At 61.4% G+C, this 14,664-nt stretch carries 8 protein-coding genes; 3 read left to right on the top strand and 5 right to left on the bottom strand.

Going from position 1 to position 14,664, the window contains the following annotated elements:
• Window positions 1-16 precede the first annotated feature (16 nt).
• Window positions 17-652 carry an XRE family transcriptional regulator gene (locus J1G35_RS03240; RefSeq protein ID WP_223013486.1) on the top strand — a complete coding sequence of 212 codons (636 nt, stop codon included), beginning with the start codon at window positions 17-19 and terminating at the stop codon, window positions 650-652.
• Here the strand turns inward: J1G35_RS03240 and J1G35_RS03235 are convergent.
• The 4 genes from J1G35_RS03235 to J1G35_RS03220 are packed head-to-tail and all read right to left on the bottom strand — an operon-like array spanning window position 649 to window position 6,175.
• Window positions 649-2,574 carry an acetyl/propionyl/methylcrotonyl-CoA carboxylase subunit alpha gene (locus J1G35_RS03235; RefSeq protein ID WP_223013484.1) on the bottom strand — a complete coding sequence of 642 codons (1,926 nt, stop codon included), beginning with the start codon at window positions 2,572-2,574 and terminating at the stop codon, window positions 649-651. The genes J1G35_RS03240 and J1G35_RS03235 overlap by 4 nt on opposite strands.
• The gene (locus J1G35_RS03230; protein WP_053138387.1) at window positions 2,571-3,377 is read right to left on the bottom strand and encodes a gamma-carboxygeranoyl-CoA hydratase; all 807 of its coding nucleotides are present in this window, start codon (window positions 3,375-3,377) and stop codon (window positions 2,571-2,573) included. The genes J1G35_RS03235 and J1G35_RS03230 overlap by 4 nt, the downstream gene beginning before the upstream one ends.
• Window positions 3,378-3,392: 15 nt before the next feature.
• Complete coding sequence (locus J1G35_RS03225; RefSeq protein ID WP_223013482.1) at window positions 3,393-5,000, bottom strand: carboxyl transferase domain-containing protein; 1,608 nt, start codon at window positions 4,998-5,000, stop codon at window positions 3,393-3,395.
• Window positions 5,001-5,011: 11 nt separating this feature from the next.
• Complete coding sequence (locus J1G35_RS03220) at window positions 5,012-6,175, bottom strand: isovaleryl-CoA dehydrogenase (RefSeq protein WP_053138383.1); 1,164 nt, start codon at window positions 6,173-6,175, stop codon at window positions 5,012-5,014.
• Window positions 6,176-6,325: 150 nt separating this feature from the next.
• Here J1G35_RS03220 and J1G35_RS03215 point away from each other — a divergent pair, with 150 nt between their 5' ends.
• On the top strand, window positions 6,326-7,960 hold the full coding sequence (locus tag J1G35_RS03215; RefSeq protein ID WP_223013480.1) for an AMP-binding protein: 1,635 nt from the start codon (window positions 6,326-6,328) through the stop codon (window positions 7,958-7,960).
• Window positions 7,961-8,041: 81 nt separating this feature from the next.
• Window positions 8,042-13,213, top strand: coding sequence for an NEL-type E3 ubiquitin ligase domain-containing protein (locus J1G35_RS03210; protein ID WP_223013479.1), 5,172 nt, complete (start codon window positions 8,042-8,044; stop codon window positions 13,211-13,213).
• 549 nt (window positions 13,214-13,762) lie between these two features.
• Here the strand turns inward: J1G35_RS03210 and J1G35_RS03205 are convergent.
• Window positions 13,763-14,662, bottom strand: coding sequence for a hydroxymethylglutaryl-CoA lyase (locus tag J1G35_RS03205; RefSeq protein ID WP_223013477.1), 900 nt, complete (start codon window positions 14,660-14,662; stop codon window positions 13,763-13,765).
• Window positions 14,663-14,664 lie beyond the last annotated feature (2 nt).

Here is a 14,664-nt window from a genome sequence, read left to right as displayed (position 1 = left end):
CGTATTGTCAGCGCCCATGGATAAATGGATAGCGTTGGTGAAGGCCAACATGAAAGACCGCAAGGTCACCCAGGGTGAGTTGGCTGAACGCTTGGGCATGTCCCAGGGCGGTATTGGCCATTGGCTCAACAAGCGTCGCGTGCCGAGCCTGGTGGATATGAACCGGGTGCTGGCCGAGTTGGGACTGGGCGACCTGGAAGTGGTGCAGGAGCTGCGTGAGAAGGGCGCCGAGGCGGATGGCCCGGCAAGACAGTACACGTCGTATTTTCGCTACCCGGTCAGCGAGTGGAAAGGCCTCTGCGAAATCCGCGAAGAGCGCCCATCCTATGGCACCGCGCGCTTCGAACTGACGGATTACCACGCCCAGGGCGACGCCTTCTGGCTGCCGGTGACAGGTGACGCCATGACCGCGCTCAGCGGCCCGAGCATCGCCGCGGGGATGATGATCCTGGTGGATCCGGCCATCGCTGCCGAACCGGGCAAACTGGTAGTCGCCCAGCGGGCCGACAGCCCCCAGGCGACCTTCCGCCAGTTGATAGAAGAGAGCGGCCAGCTCTATCTGGTGCCGCTCAACCCCACCTACCCGAAACTGCTGTTCACCGCTGATTGCCGCATCCTCGGCGTCGTCGTGCAGGCCACGGCGAAGTTCTAGTCCGCCGTTTCGAGTTCCACCAACGCGCTACCTTCGGCAACCATTTCGCCTTCCTGGCAGAACAGCGCCTTGACTACCCCGGCCTGGGGCGCGCGGATGCTGTGCTCCATCTTCATCGCTTCGAGCACCACCAGTTGCGTGCCGGCTTCGACCGTTTGGCCGATGTCCACCAGCACTCGTACGATGCTGCCGTTCATCGGTGCCGTGAGGCCGCCCTGGTGAGACTGGTTGGCCTCGACGGCCGCAATCGGATCGAACAGGCTCACGCCCTGCATCTCGCCGTCCCAGCGCAGGAAAACCGTGTGCTCGTTGCGCACTGCCAGATGTGAGCGACGTACGCCTTGGTGCTCGATCCACAGCTGTTCGCCCTGCAATATCGCGGTGTCTGCGGCCAGCGTCACCAGGCGGTCCTGGCCATTGCAGCTCAAGTGCAGCGAGACCTCGGCGGGCAGTCCTGCACGAAATCCACGGGTGTCCGCCCACGGCCCGTCACCCGCAGGCAAGCTCTGCATGAAGGCTGAACCTGCGGCCTGCCAGAATTCATCGCTCAACGCGCCGGGCACTGGCAGCAGATCGTCCTGATAGCGCGGAATAAACCCGGTATCCAGCTCAGCGGCTGCAAATGCAGGATGGCCGATGATGCGCCGCAGGAACCCCAGGTTGGTCTTTAGCCCGCCCACGGCAAACTCATCGAGCATGCTCAGCAACCGCAGGCGCGCCTGTTCACGGTCTTCGCCCCAGGCAATCAACTTGCCGAGCATCGGGTCGTAGAACGGCGACACGCTGTCTCCTTGCTCGACACCGCTGTCTACGCGGCGGCCCGGGCCGGGGGCGGATTCGCGGTACAGCGCCAGGTGTCCGGTGGCGGGCAGGAAGTCGTTGGTCGGGTCTTCGGCGTACAAACGCACTTCAATCGCATGGCCGATCAGCGGCACCTGCTCCTGGGTGATCGGCAGCGCTTCGCCCTGGGCGACGCGAATCTGCCAGGCCACCAGGTCGAGGCCGGTAATCGCTTCGGTGACCGGGTGTTCCACCTGCAGCCGCGTGTTCATCTCCATGAAGAAAAACTCGCCGCGTGCGTCCAGCAAGAACTCCACCGTGCCCGCGCCGACATAACCAATGGCCTGGGCCGCACGCACGGCGGCTTCGCCCATGGCCTTACGCTGTTCAACACTCAGCCCGGGTGCCGGCGCCTCTTCGACGACCTTTTGGTGCCGACGCTGGATCGAGCAGTCGCGCTCATTGAGGTACAGGCAATGCCCATGCTGATCGGCAAACACCTGGATCTCTACGTGGCGTGGCTTGAGCAGGTATTTCTCCACCAGCATCTGCCCGTTGCCGAAGGACGACAGTGCCTCACGCTGGGCCGAGGCCAGGGCTTCGGCAAGTTGGCTGACATCCTCCACCACCTTCATGCCCTTGCCGCCGCCACCGGCCGTGGCCTTGAGCAGTACCGGATAGCCGATGCGCTCGCAGGCATCGCGGAAGGTGTCCAGGTCCTGGTCGGTGCCGTGATAACCCGGCACCAGCGGCACACCGGCGGTTTCCATCAGGGCCTTGGCGGCGGATTTGCTGCCCATGGCGTCGATGGCCGAGGCGGGCGGGCCGAGAAAGATCAGGCCCGCCGCTTCGATCGCCCGGGCAAACCCGGCGTTTTCCGACAGGAAGCCGTAGCCTGGGTGGATGGCCTGGGCACCGCTGGCCTGGGCGGCGGCGATCAGTTTGTCGATTTGCAGGTAGCTCTCGGTGGCCTTGCTGCCGCCCAGATCGACGCGAATATCCGCCTCGCGGCTGTGCCGGGCATCGCGGTCGATGGCGCTGTGCACGGCCACGGTGGTCAGGCCCATGGCCTTGGCGGTGCGCATCACCCGGCAGGCAATCTCGCCCCGGTTCGCCACCAATACGGTGTTCAAGGTGCTCATGAGCGTGGCTCCTGCGCCTGCCACCCGGGCGAGCGCTTCTGCAGGAAGGCTCTTAACCCTTCCTGGCCTTCGGCACTGACGCGAATCCGTGCGATGGCATTCTCGCAATAGCGGCGCAGGGCCGGGGTGAGGGCGCCGTTGCCGACTTCACGCAGCAGGTCCTTGCTGGCGCGCATCGCCGCCGGGCTGTTTTGCAACAGGTTGGTGATCCACTGTTCCACTTGGGTATCCAGCTCGACGGCGGGGTAACTTTCCGCCAGCAGCCCGATATCCCGCGCACGCTGGCCGCCAAAACGCTCGGCGGTCAGGGCATAGCGCCGCGCCGCACGTTCGCCGATGGCCTGTACCACGAACGGGCTGATCACCGCTGGCGCCAGGCCAATGCGCACTTCAGACAGGCAGAACTGCGCGTCATCGGCGCCGATGGCCATGTCGCAGCAACTGATCAGGCCCAGCGCGCCACCGTAGGCCGCGCCTTGCACCACCGCGAGGGTGGGGATTTTCAGCTTGGCCAGGTTGTACATCAGCTCCGCCAGTTCGCGGGCGTCGTCCAGGTTGGTGTGGTAATCCAGCTCGGCCGACTGCTGCATCCAGGCCAGGTCGGCACCGGCGCTGAAGTGTTTGCCGCGCCCGCGCAGCACCAGGAAACGCAGGGACGCATCACCTTGCACATGGTCGAGGGCGATGATCAGTTCGCGGATCATCTCGGCGTTGAACGCGTTGTTCTTGGCTTCACGACTGAGCCACAGCGTGGCAAAGCCACGGCTGTCGGTGATCAGTTCGAGGGTGTTGAAATCGCTCATGGGGGACAGCTCCATTTACATGCGGAACACGCCGAAGCGGCTCGGCTCGATGGGGGCATTCAGCGCGGCGGACAAGGCCAGGGCCAGCACCTCGCGGGTTTGCAACGGGTCGATGACGCCGTCGTCCCAAAGACGTGCGCTGGAGTAATAAGGGTGACCCTGGGTTTCGTATTGGTCGAGGATCGGCTGCTTGATCGCGGCTTCCTCTTCAGCGCTGAACCCGACGCCTGCACGTTCGGCCTGCTCACGCTTGACCTGCACCAGCACGCCCGCAGCCTGTTCGGCACCCATCACGCCGATGCGTGCGTTGGGCCACATCCACAAAAAGCGCGGGTCATAGGCGCGCCCACACATGCCGTAGTTGCCGGCGCCAAAGCTGCCGCCGATGATCACCGTGAATTTCGGCACCTTGGCGCACGCCACCGCCGTCACCAGCTTGGCGCCGTGCTTGGCAATGCCCCCGGCTTCGTATTTCTGGCCGACCATAAACCCGGTGATGTTCTGCAGGAACAGCAGGGGGATCCCGCGTTGGCAGGCCAGTTCGATAAAGTGCGCGCCTTTCTGCGCGGCCTCGGCGAACAGAATCCCGTTGTTCGCCAGAATCGCAATCGGGTAACCGTGCAAATGTGCGAAGCCGCACACCAGGGTGGTGCCGAACAGCGCCTTGAACTCATCGAACACCGAGCCATCCACCAGCCGTGCGATCACTTCGCGCACATCGAACGGCTGCTTGGCATCGGCCGGGATCACGCCGTAGAGCTCTTCGCTGCTGTACAGCGGCGCCACGGGCGTGCGTTGCAGCAATTGGCCCTGCTTGCGCCAATTGAGGTTGGCCACGCTGCGCCGGGCCAGGGCCAGGGCGTGTTCGTCACTGTCGGCATAGTGGTCGGCCACGCCGGAGATCTTGCAGTGCACATCGGCACCGCCGAGGTCTTCGGCGCTCACCACTTCACCGGTAGCCGCCTTTACCAGCGGCGGGCCGGCCAGGAAGATCGTGGCTTGGTTGCGCACCATGATCGCTTCATCGGCCATGGCCGGCACGTAGGCGCCACCGGCGGTGCACGAGCCCATTACCACGGCGATCTGCGGGATGCCCTGGGCACTCATGTTGGCCTGGTTGAAGAAGATCCGCCCGAAGTGTTCGCGGTCGGGAAACACTTCATCCTGGCGCGGCAGGTTGGCGCCGCCGGAGTCCACCAGGTAGATGCACGGCAGGCGGTTCTGCTCGGCGATGGTCTGGGCGCGCAGGTGTTTTTTTACCGTGAGCGGGTAGTAGGAGCCGCCTTTGACCGTGGCGTCGTTGGCGACGATCATGCATTCGACGCCTTCCACGCGGCCAATCCCGGCAATTACCCCGGCGGCCGGCACGTCTTCGCCGTACACCTGATGGGCGGCCAGTTGGCTGAGTTCAAGAAACGGCGAGCCCGGGTCCAGCAGGCGATTGATGCGCTCGCGTGGCAGCAGTTTGCCGCGCGAGGTGTGGCGCTCCTGGGCCTTGGCGCCGCCGCCTTGCTGCACATGGGCGAGCAGGGTGTGCAGGGCGTCGACCTGCTGGCGCATCGCCGCGCTGTTGCTGGCGAACTCCGCAGAACGTGGGTTGAGCTGGGTGTGCAAGGTGGCCATGGGGCGCTCCTTCAGCGGGTTTCGTTGAAGAGTTCGCGACCGATCAGCATCCGCCGAATCTCACTGGTACCGGCGCCGATTTCATACAGCTTGGCGTCCCGCAGCAGGCGTCCGGCGGGGAACTCATTGATATAGCCATTGCCGCCGAGAATCTGGATCGCGTCGAGGGCCATTTGCGTGGCGCGTTCGGCGCTGTAGAGGATCACCCCGGCCGCGTCCTTGCGCGTGGTTTCGCCGCGCTCGCAGGCCTGGGCTACCGCGTAGAGGTAGGCGCGGCTGGCGTTGAGTTGGGTGTACATGTCGGCGACCTTGCCCTGGATCAGCTGGAATTCGCCGATGCTTTGGCCGAACTGCTTGCGGTCGTGGATGTACGGCACGATCAGGTCCATACACGCCTGCATGATCCCGGTGGGGCCGCCGGACAGCACCACGCGCTCGTAATCGAGGCCGCTCATCAGCACTTTCACGCCGCCGTTGAGCACGCCGAGGATGTTTTCTTCCGGCACTTCGACGTCATCGAAAAACAGCTCGCAGGTGTTGGAGCCGCGCATGCCGAGCTTGTCGAACTTGTTGCTGCGGCTGAAGCCTTTCCAGTCGCGCTCGACGATAAACGCGGTGATGCCGTGGGGGCCCTTTTCCAGGTCGGTCTTGGCGTAGATCACATAGGTGCTGGCGTCGGGGCCGTTGGTGATCCAGGTCTTGCTGCCGTTAAGCACGTAGTGATCGCCGTGTTTGTCCGCGCGCAATTTCATCGAGACCACATCGGAACCGGCGTTCGGCTCGCTCATGGCGAGGGCGCCGACGTGTTCGCCGCTGATCAGTTTGGGCAGGTATTTGAGCTTCTGCTCGTGATTGCCGTTGCGGTTGATCTGGTTCACACACAGGTTGGAGTGGGCGCCGTAGGACAGCGCCACCGAGGCCGAGCCACGGCTGATTTCTTCCATGCTCACCACGTGGGCCAGGTATCCCAGGCCGGCGCCGCCGTATTCCTCCGGCACGGTGATGCCCAGCAGGCCCATGTCCCCGAACTTGCGCCACAGGTCGGCGGGGAACAGGTTGTCGATATCGATTTGTGCCGCGCGGGGCGCGATTTCCTTGGCCACGAAGGACTGCACCTGGTCGCGCAGCATGTCGATGGTTTCACCGAGGGCGAAGTTCAGGGACGGGTAACTCATGGACAGGCACCTTCAATGTGAGCTTGTTGTTGTGTGGATGGCGCGCCAGGGAAGGGCGCTCACCTTTACGTTAACGTAAGCTTGCGTTACGGTGCTGTCAATCGTAGTTTACGTTTACGTCAACCTACAAAAAAGACAACAGGGGTCGTTATGGATCAACCGCATCCGAGCTACAGCCGTGGCTCCCAGGACAAGAGCTTGCTGGCCATGACCATTGGCCAAGCCTTCGATCACACCGTGGCGCAATACCCTGACGGCGAAGCCCTTGTGGTGCGTCATCAGCAGCGTCGCTACACCTGGCGGCAACTGGCTGAGACGGTTGACCTGCACGCCCGCGCATTCATGGCCCTGGGTATGCAACCCGGCGATCGCCTGGGCATCTGGGCGCCCAATTGCGCCGAGTGGTGCATCAGCCAAATTGCCAGCGCCAAGATTGGCGTGATCCTGGTCAATATCAACCCGGCATACCGCAGCAGTGAACTGGACTACGTGCTCAAGCAGTCCGGCTGCGAGTGGCTGGTGTGCGCCGGTTCGTTCAAGACCTCCGACTACCACGCGATGTTGCAGGCATTGAAGCCTGAGCTGCGCGGCATGATCAGCCTCGACCCCAGCCCGCCCCCGGGTTTTCTGCCCTGGTCGCAACTGGCGGCCCTCGGTGCAGACATCCCGCCCGCGCAACTGCACAGCCGCCAGGCCAGCCTGCACTTCGATCAAGCCGTCAATATCCAGTACACCTCCGGCACCACCGGTTTCCCCAAGGGGGCTACCCTCAGTCACCACAACATCCTCAATAACGGCTACATGGTTGGCGAAAGCCTGGGCCTGACCGCGCAGGACCGCCTGGTGATCCCGGTGCCGCTGTACCACTGCTTCGGCATGGTGATGGGCAATCTGGGCTGCATCACCCACGGCACCACCATGATCTATCCGAATGACGGCTTCGACCCGCTGCTGACCCTCACCGCCGTGGCCGAAGAGCGCGCCACTGGCCTGTACGGCGTGCCCACCATGTTTATCGCCCTGCTCGATCACCCACGCCGGGGCGAGTTCGAGCTGTCTACCCTGCGCACCGGCATCATGGCCGGCGCCACGTGCCCCATCGAGGTGATGCGCCGGGTCATCGGCGAATTGCACATGGGTGAGGTGCAGATTGCCTACGGCATGACCGAGACCAGCCCCGTGTCCCTGCAGACCGGCGCGGATGATGACCTGGAACGCCGCGTGACTACCGTTGGCCGCACCCAGCCGCAACTGGAAAGCAAGATTATCGATGAGGCCGGTAACACGCTGCCCCGTGGCCAGGTCGGCGAACTGTGCACTCGCGGCTACAGTGTGATGCTCGGCTACTGGAACAACCCCGAGGGCACCCGCGAGGCTATCGACGACGCCGGCTGGATGCACACCGGCGACCTGGCAACCATGGATGCCCACGGCTATGTTTGCATCGCCGGGCGCAACAAGGACATGATCATTCGCGGCGGCGAGAACGTTTACCCGCGCGAGGTGGAAGAGTTTTTCTTCACCCACCCGGCGGTGGCCGATGTGCAGGTCATCGGTATTCCGGATGAGCGCTACGGTGAGGAGATCGTGGCCTGGATCAAGTTCCACCCCGGCCATGTGGCCAGCGAACTGGAACTGCAGGCCTGGTGCAAGGGCCGCATTGCACACTACAAGACGCCCCGGTACTTCAAATTCGTGGAGGAATTTCCGATGACGGTGACAGGCAAGATCCAGAAATTCCGCATGCGTGAGATCAGCCTTGAGGAGCTGAGCATCAACCGCTGAAACGGGGTGCATGCCTACCGCGCCCCGCGCGGAGGTGTTGCCTAGAGTGGCGCATTATTTCGCCACTCGAAGGCTATACGCATGACAGACAGCATCACAGACCCACCCGCCGACAGAGTGTCGGACCTGCAAAGTCCGCACCTGAGTGTCATCAAGGACAATACTCCCGACTGGTACACCGAGGCGCAGGGCAGCCGCAAAACTGAACTGGCGTCATTGGACCTGCGTATTCCCGACTGGTACAAAAAGGCCCCGCAGGCTGACAGGGACCGCCTGGGGAAGGTCCACAAGCGCAGCAGGGCGTCGTTGAACCAATTGGATCAGATGCTCGGTGTACTGAAACCGCCGGCAGAGTATGCCGAGCCATTGTTGGCGGACGCGATCGAAAAAAAGTTCGGGCAACGGCTGGATACCAGAAAGGTGTTCTATGCCCGCAAGCTGGAACAGACCACCTGCGACGCGCAGCTCACTGAGGTTTCGACCACGCGCGTCAGCGAATTGGGCCCGCAGTTTTATTCTTATAAAGGTGTCAGCCTGTTGGAGGCGGCGCTGAACAACTTTGCTCCGGACCAGGCGAATGAGCCGGTGTGCGCGGACTGTCACTTGATCACCGGGTACGATTTTCACCGGTATTCAAGCGCTCTGGTGCACACCTCAGCCAATGTCAAGTCGCTCAAGCTCGACATCAAGGCCCACGCGTTCCCCCAACTGTGCAGGGACTTGGATCTGGGGCGTTCCTACTACGAATACCTGCGAGCCGCCATCAACCGCCATAGTGCGCCGGCAACCCAGAATCAGCCGGCGGGCAAGTTATATAGCAGCCTGATCATCAGCCATCGAAACCAATTGGAACTGGCGGCAGAAATCGCCGTGATGAAGGGCGATATCCAGCCTGCGCAACACCAGTTGATCTGCAGCCTGCTGCTTAATCAGTCCACCGGTAAATGGTCAGAAAAGACGGTCAAGTTTTCGCCGTTGCGGCTGTGCAATCTTTATATCGAGAACATCCTGGTCATCGGTCCGGTTGAGTGGCGGGAAAACACAAGGAATGCCCAACTCCTGCCGCTGCCCTGCATGGTGTATATCCCTGGCGATCCGCTTCATCCACTCAAGAGCTATCACCACATAGCGGCTTTTACCGACCATTTGACGACACGTCTGTGCCGGGCTGAATACCGCAAATTCTTCAGCCAGTTTGTGCCGCTCGCCCATCAGGACGGTTTTTTTACCCGGCTCAAGGCCTTGCTCGACCCCGGCGCGGCGCATGCCGTGGATGAAGATTTTTCCGCCGCCAATAAAAGTCGCATCACCGACCAGGGGACGTATGGCGCCTCATGGCGTGATGTCTGGATGGACTGCGCGACGCAGCGTATCCGGCTGATCATGAACAACGCCAGTGCCGCCGTGGCCTCCACCCAATCGGTGACCGATCGGGCGTATAACGCCTGGCTCTGGTCGTGGGGCAGCACGGCACTGGATATTCTCAATCTGGCTTCTTTCGTGGTGCCCTTCCTGGGGGAGGCCATGCTGGTCGTTGCGGCCGCGCAGATGGTCTATGAGATAGGCGAAGGCGTTGAAGCGTGGTCCGAAGGCGACACTCGCACGGCCTGGGCGCACTTTTCGGCGGTGGGTCTGGATCTGGCGGGGCTGGCGGTGCCCAAAGTGCTGATGGCAGCCAAAGACACGGCATTTATCAAGCGCCTGGTGCACGTGGAGTTCGGTGGGCGCACGCGTTTGCACAGTGTCAATCCGGGCCAATACCTGCACCGGATCGCCTTGCCCGAAGGGCTGCGGCCGAACGCGCAGGGGCTGTATGCCCATGAGGGAAGCCTCTATCTGCCGGCAACTGACGGTGGTCACTACAAGGTCGTCACCGGCGCCGAGGGTGAATCCAGGCTCCAGCACCCCGACGGCGATTCACGTTATGCGCCACGCATTCACCATAACGGCATGGGCGCCTGGGTCCATGAGTTCGAACAACCCCTGACGTGGGACCGCAAGACCTTGCTCCGGCGCATTGGCCATACGGTCGATCACCTGAGCGATAGCCAGCTTGAGCAGGCGAGGCTATTCAGCGGAGTGTCGGATGACGAGTTGCGTCAGGTGTTTATCGAGCATCGGGCGCCGCCGCCACTCTTCAGAGACATGCTCCGGCGATTTGAGTGCGACGCCAAGCATCAGGCTTTTATCGATCGGCTGAGCAGCCCCGACCCCAACGTGTTCAGTCGCGTCAACTGGTTCATGCAAGTCAAGTTGTTGATCGACAATGGTATGTGGCCTAAATCGCGGGTGCTGATAGCCTTTGATTCCGAGGGCAATCTGACGTGGCTTTCAGGCAAAGTGAGAAGCCCGCGTGAAGTGGTCAAGTTGCAGCCTGAACAGCTCGGCAGTGGGGTCCTGCTCCCCGCCATGCTTAATCAACTGACTGAAGGTGAAATACGCCAGTTGCTGGATGAAGAGGAGGTCGAGCACGAGATACACGCGGAACAGGTGATGCTGGGCATCATTACGCCCGGTGAGCGTTCGGTTGACGGTAAACCGACATTCGCCGAGGAACGTATGGCGCAACTGATGTGCGCGCAGCGTACACCGGCAGCCAGGGCCGCAAGGTACCGGGATCGATTGCTGACAGCGGCTAAAAACACCCGGAATGAGCTGTTCAATCTGGAAATGTCGGCCGGTGATATCTCCAGTGATGTCCACGTCCAGTGGCTTCAGCGCAGCTTTCCCAGCCTGCCTAAATTGGCCGCCGAAGAAATAGTCGCCCATGCCAGGCCCGAAGAGTTGGCACGTCGCATTGAACCCACATCACGCTTGCCGTTGCGGCTGGCCGAAGAGGCACGCCGTTACGCGCAAAAGGCGCGTGTCATGCGGGCGCATGCCGATCTGCTGTTCGACAACCAGCTGACAATGGACGGCGTACACCTGGCGCTGCACAAGCTGGCCGCCATTCCGGGGCAACTGGAAGGGGTGTGTATTGAGCTGCGCGCCGATACGTATGAGGGGGCTGTGCTGGACCGGGTCGGCGATACGACCGCCCCCAGGCAGCTTCGTCTGATCCGCAGCGACATGAAGGAGTGGATGTTATACAGCGTGCCGCAACAAAGACTCTATTGGCGCTATGACAAGGACGCCTTTTTCAGCGCGCTGTGGCTTGCCAGCGGAGGTCGGTTCACCCGTTGGCCAGCGTTGCAATCGTCCACCCAGGCCTTGAAAGCGCAACTGGCGCACTTGCCGCTGGGTGAGCAGGCAAGCCGGCGTGCGCTGGGCCTGCAACCGATCAGGCCCGGTTTCAAATCCCCGATGCGCCTGGCGGATGGACGCATCGGTTATCCGCTGAGTCCGGTGGGGGGCGCGGCACAGCGTCCGTTTGTTTGCACCATGAAAGCGATGGTGCTTTACCCCTCGAAGTCCCTGGCTGAAGTCGAGACCCTGCTAGGGCTTCAAGGTGCGGCGGATGCTGTGCTATTGGCGAGGCTGGCGCAACTGGAAACGGAGTTTCTCGATCTGAATAAAGCGCTGATGAACTGGCAGGAGGAGGAATCGGGCTATGCGAGTGCCAGGCGCAGAGTGTCGGCGACGATCAAAGAAGTCTGGCAGCGAGGTGGCGCACAGGCATTCGCGGGGGATGGCGCACCCATCGGCCATGTGCTGGATCTATCCGAAGAAGCGGTCGGTGAGCTGCCTGCGATTACCGCCAATATGGATCATGTGGGCCATCTGAGGTTACGTCGAATGGGGCTTTCCGACCGTTCTTTGCCTTTTCTGCAGGCATTTGGCGGCCTGCGCTGGTTGAACCTGAGCGAAAACAATTTCACCCAACTGCCGGCGCTTCGAAACGGCGGGGCAGGGCTGACCAAACTCAACTTGAAGAGCAATGACATCCAACTGACCGAGCAGAGCCGAACGCGCCTGGAGAGCATGCAGCAGTTGAAGATTTTGAATCTGGGACACAATCGACGTTTGGGATGGTCGGCCGATGTAAGCCGCTTACGCGAGTTGAACCAGTTGTATCTGCCGAACACCGGCACCACCCGATTTCCCGTCGGCGTCGAACGTTTGCCTGCTCTCGCCCGTATCGACCTGCATGCAAACCAGATCACCACGTTGCCTGAATACGCTTATCAGCACCGGGAGCGCATCAACGTGCACGAAAATCCCTTGTCGGCGGCCACCCTTGCGCGCCTTCAAATGGGCGAGCCCTTGATGCAATGGGGCGAGCACGTCACCGTGGATGAGGCGCGTGATCTCTGGCTGGGCGAGCCATCGGCCGCAGAGCTGGCACGGCGTGGTGGGATCTGGGACGAACTGCGGAGCATTCCTGGGTCGGCGGCTTTTTTTACCGTATTGGCCGATACCACCCGCAGTGCCGAGTACGCCAGTGCAGTGACCCGCCCGGCACTGACGCAGCGAGTGTGGGACATGCTTGAGGCCGCGAGTGAAAGCCAGGCTATTCGCGAAGCGCTGTTTACCACCGCCGATGATCGAGTCACCTGTGGCGACGGCAGTTCGGTCGAATTCATGAACCTTGAAAGCGAGCTGATGGGGGCCAGGGCACTGGAAATGGCGGGAACGGAGCACGTTGAAGGCTCGCTGATCGCCACGGGCAGGAAGCTGTTTCGTTTAACCCTGGTGGACGCCATTGCTCAGCGGGATGTCCAGGCCAGGGGGCCCGGGTTTACTGAACAGGTCGAAGTCATCCTGGCATACCGTACCCGGCTTGCAGACCGGCTTGAGTTGCCGGTCAAGTCCCGCGAGATGCTGTTTCCCCAGCAGGCCAATGTGAGTCAGGCCGCGATCGACGAAGCCTATGCGCAGGTGCTGAGGGACGAGCGCAATACCGCTGCCGAAGAGACTTTTTTGACCGGGCGCCTGTTCTGGGAAACACATCTTCGCAGTCGATACCCCGAGGAACTCAAGGCATTGATGGCACCGGAGCTTGATCTGATCGACGAGAAAAGCACCGCGTTGTTTGAGCTTTCGGATCTGCAAGGCGAGCAGGTTGGCGCCGCAGACCAGGCCACAAAAGACCAGTGGCAGGCGATGCATGACCAGGTGACTGACCGGCTGGCCGGCCTCTTGGGCAGGCGCCGGGATGAAATACTCGTGAACGGCGCGATGCAGAGTGCGTTTTTTGAGAGCGAACTCAAGCAGTTGGGAGTGGCGCGGCAGGCGCTGGAACAACGATCACTGCGAATTTTGACCCGCAGGGTGCTCAACAACTTCGCCGCCACCCAAGGAACACCGCTTTAAATACCAAGGTGCAGACAGCACAAAGGGGACCCGGAGGTCCCCTTTAATTTGTCGTTGCGTGCTCTTTTTTTATTATTGAGGGGCGGTCTATTGTTGTTTTTGGCAACCGTTACCCTTTACCGCTGTTTTTGGCGACCCCCATCCGGGGTCAAGAGCAAACGTATTTTTTTGAGCGCTGATCTGCTTCTTCGTTATCGATCCAACCAGTGGGTAGCTACCTGAGGTAGTTTTATTTTTCTCTTACCGGTTGCGGGTTTCGGCATGCCGGACCCTGCGAAGCACATCTTCTCCAAAAAAATCTGTTAGCTGCGTCTCTGCCGTGTTGTTTTTGTTATGTCAGAGTCGTTTCGTCTTATTTTTATTAGGTTTGGCGCTTTTTATTCTTGTTATGCCATAGAGATAGCAGAAGCCGTGCCAACTTTATAAAGTCGTTTAAAATCAATAGGTTAATTTTTTTGTGGGATGTCGCCTACGGCAAATACGACAAAATATGTTCCCGTGTTACTCGATGTGTAGCCGTGCGGTAACACATTGTCACGGCCACGCTACTCAAACGCTGTTACGCACCTTCGCCACGCGTGAACCGGTGGGTCGGCCCAGGACGTTACTGATTTGCAGGCCCGCGCGAATCAACGCGTCCAGGTCGATACCGGTGTCGATCCCGAGGCCATTGAGCAGGTACAGCACATCTTCGGTGGCGACGTTACCGCTGGCGCCCTTGGCATAGGGGCAGCCGCCGAGGCCCGCGATAGAGCTGTCGAATACGCTGATGCCCTCCAACAGGCTGGCGTAGATATTGGCGATGGCCTGGCCATAGGTGTCATGGAAGTGGCCCGCCAGTTTGTCCCGTGGCACCTGCGCACCGACCACATCGAACAGGCGTCGCGTGCTGCCCGCCGAGCCGGTGCCGATGGTGTCGCCCAGGGACACTTCGTAGCAGCCCATGGCATACAACTCCCGCGCAACCGCTGCCACTTGTTCAGGCGCAACCTCACCTTCGTAAGGGCAGCCCAACACACACGACACATAGCCGCGCACGCTGATGCCATGCTGCCTGGCTGCGGCCATGATCGGCGCAAAGCGCTCCAGGCTTTCGCTGATGGAACAGTTGATATTGCGCTGGGAAAACGCCTCGGACGCCGCGGCGAACACCGCCACTTCCTTCACGCCCGCCGCCAGCGCGTCCTCAAAACCGCGCAGGTTTGGCGCCAGCGCACCATAGGTCACGCCGGGCTTGCGCTGGATCTGCGCGAACACTTCGGCAGAACCGGCCATTTGCGGCACCCACTTGGGCGAGACAAAACTGCCGACTTCGATATAGCTCAGGCCCGCCGCGCTGAGGGCATCCACCAGTTGGACCTTGTCAGCCACGCTGATGGGCTGGGCTTCGTTCTGCAAACCGTCGCGCGGGCCGACTTCCACCAGGCGCACATGGGAGGGGAGGGACATGG

It is taken from the genome of Pseudomonas sp. SH10-3B (assembly GCF_019891415.1).
GTDB lineage: Bacteria > Pseudomonadota > Gammaproteobacteria > Pseudomonadales > Pseudomonadaceae > Aquipseudomonas.
Note: the sequence above shows the minus strand (reverse complement) of the source record. Positions and strands in the feature narration are given on the sequence as shown.

Excerpts from the sequence above, each read along its gene's own strand:
- J1G35_RS03240 (WP_223013486.1), top strand. The coding sequence starts at position 17 with ATGGATAAATGGATAGCGTTGGTGAAGGCCAACATGAAAGACCGCAAG.
- J1G35_RS03235 (WP_223013484.1), bottom strand. The coding sequence starts at position 2,574 with ATGAGCACCTTGAACACCGTATTGGTGGCGAACCGGGGCGAGATTGCC.
- J1G35_RS03230 (WP_053138387.1), bottom strand. The coding sequence starts at position 3,377 with ATGAGCGATTTCAACACCCTCGAACTGATCACCGACAGCCGTGGCTTT.
- J1G35_RS03225 (WP_223013482.1), bottom strand. The coding sequence starts at position 5,000 with ATGGCCACCTTGCACACCCAGCTCAACCCACGTTCTGCGGAGTTCGCC.
- J1G35_RS03220 (WP_053138383.1), bottom strand. The coding sequence starts at position 6,175 with ATGAGTTACCCGTCCCTGAACTTCGCCCTCGGTGAAACCATCGACATG.
- J1G35_RS03215 (WP_223013480.1), top strand. The coding sequence starts at position 6,326 with ATGGATCAACCGCATCCGAGCTACAGCCGTGGCTCCCAGGACAAGAGC.
- J1G35_RS03210 (WP_223013479.1), top strand. The coding sequence starts at position 8,042 with ATGACAGACAGCATCACAGACCCACCCGCCGACAGAGTGTCGGACCTG.
- J1G35_RS03205 (WP_223013477.1), bottom strand. The coding sequence starts at position 14,662 with ATGTCCCTCCCCTCCCATGTGCGCCTGGTGGAAGTCGGCCCGCGCGAC.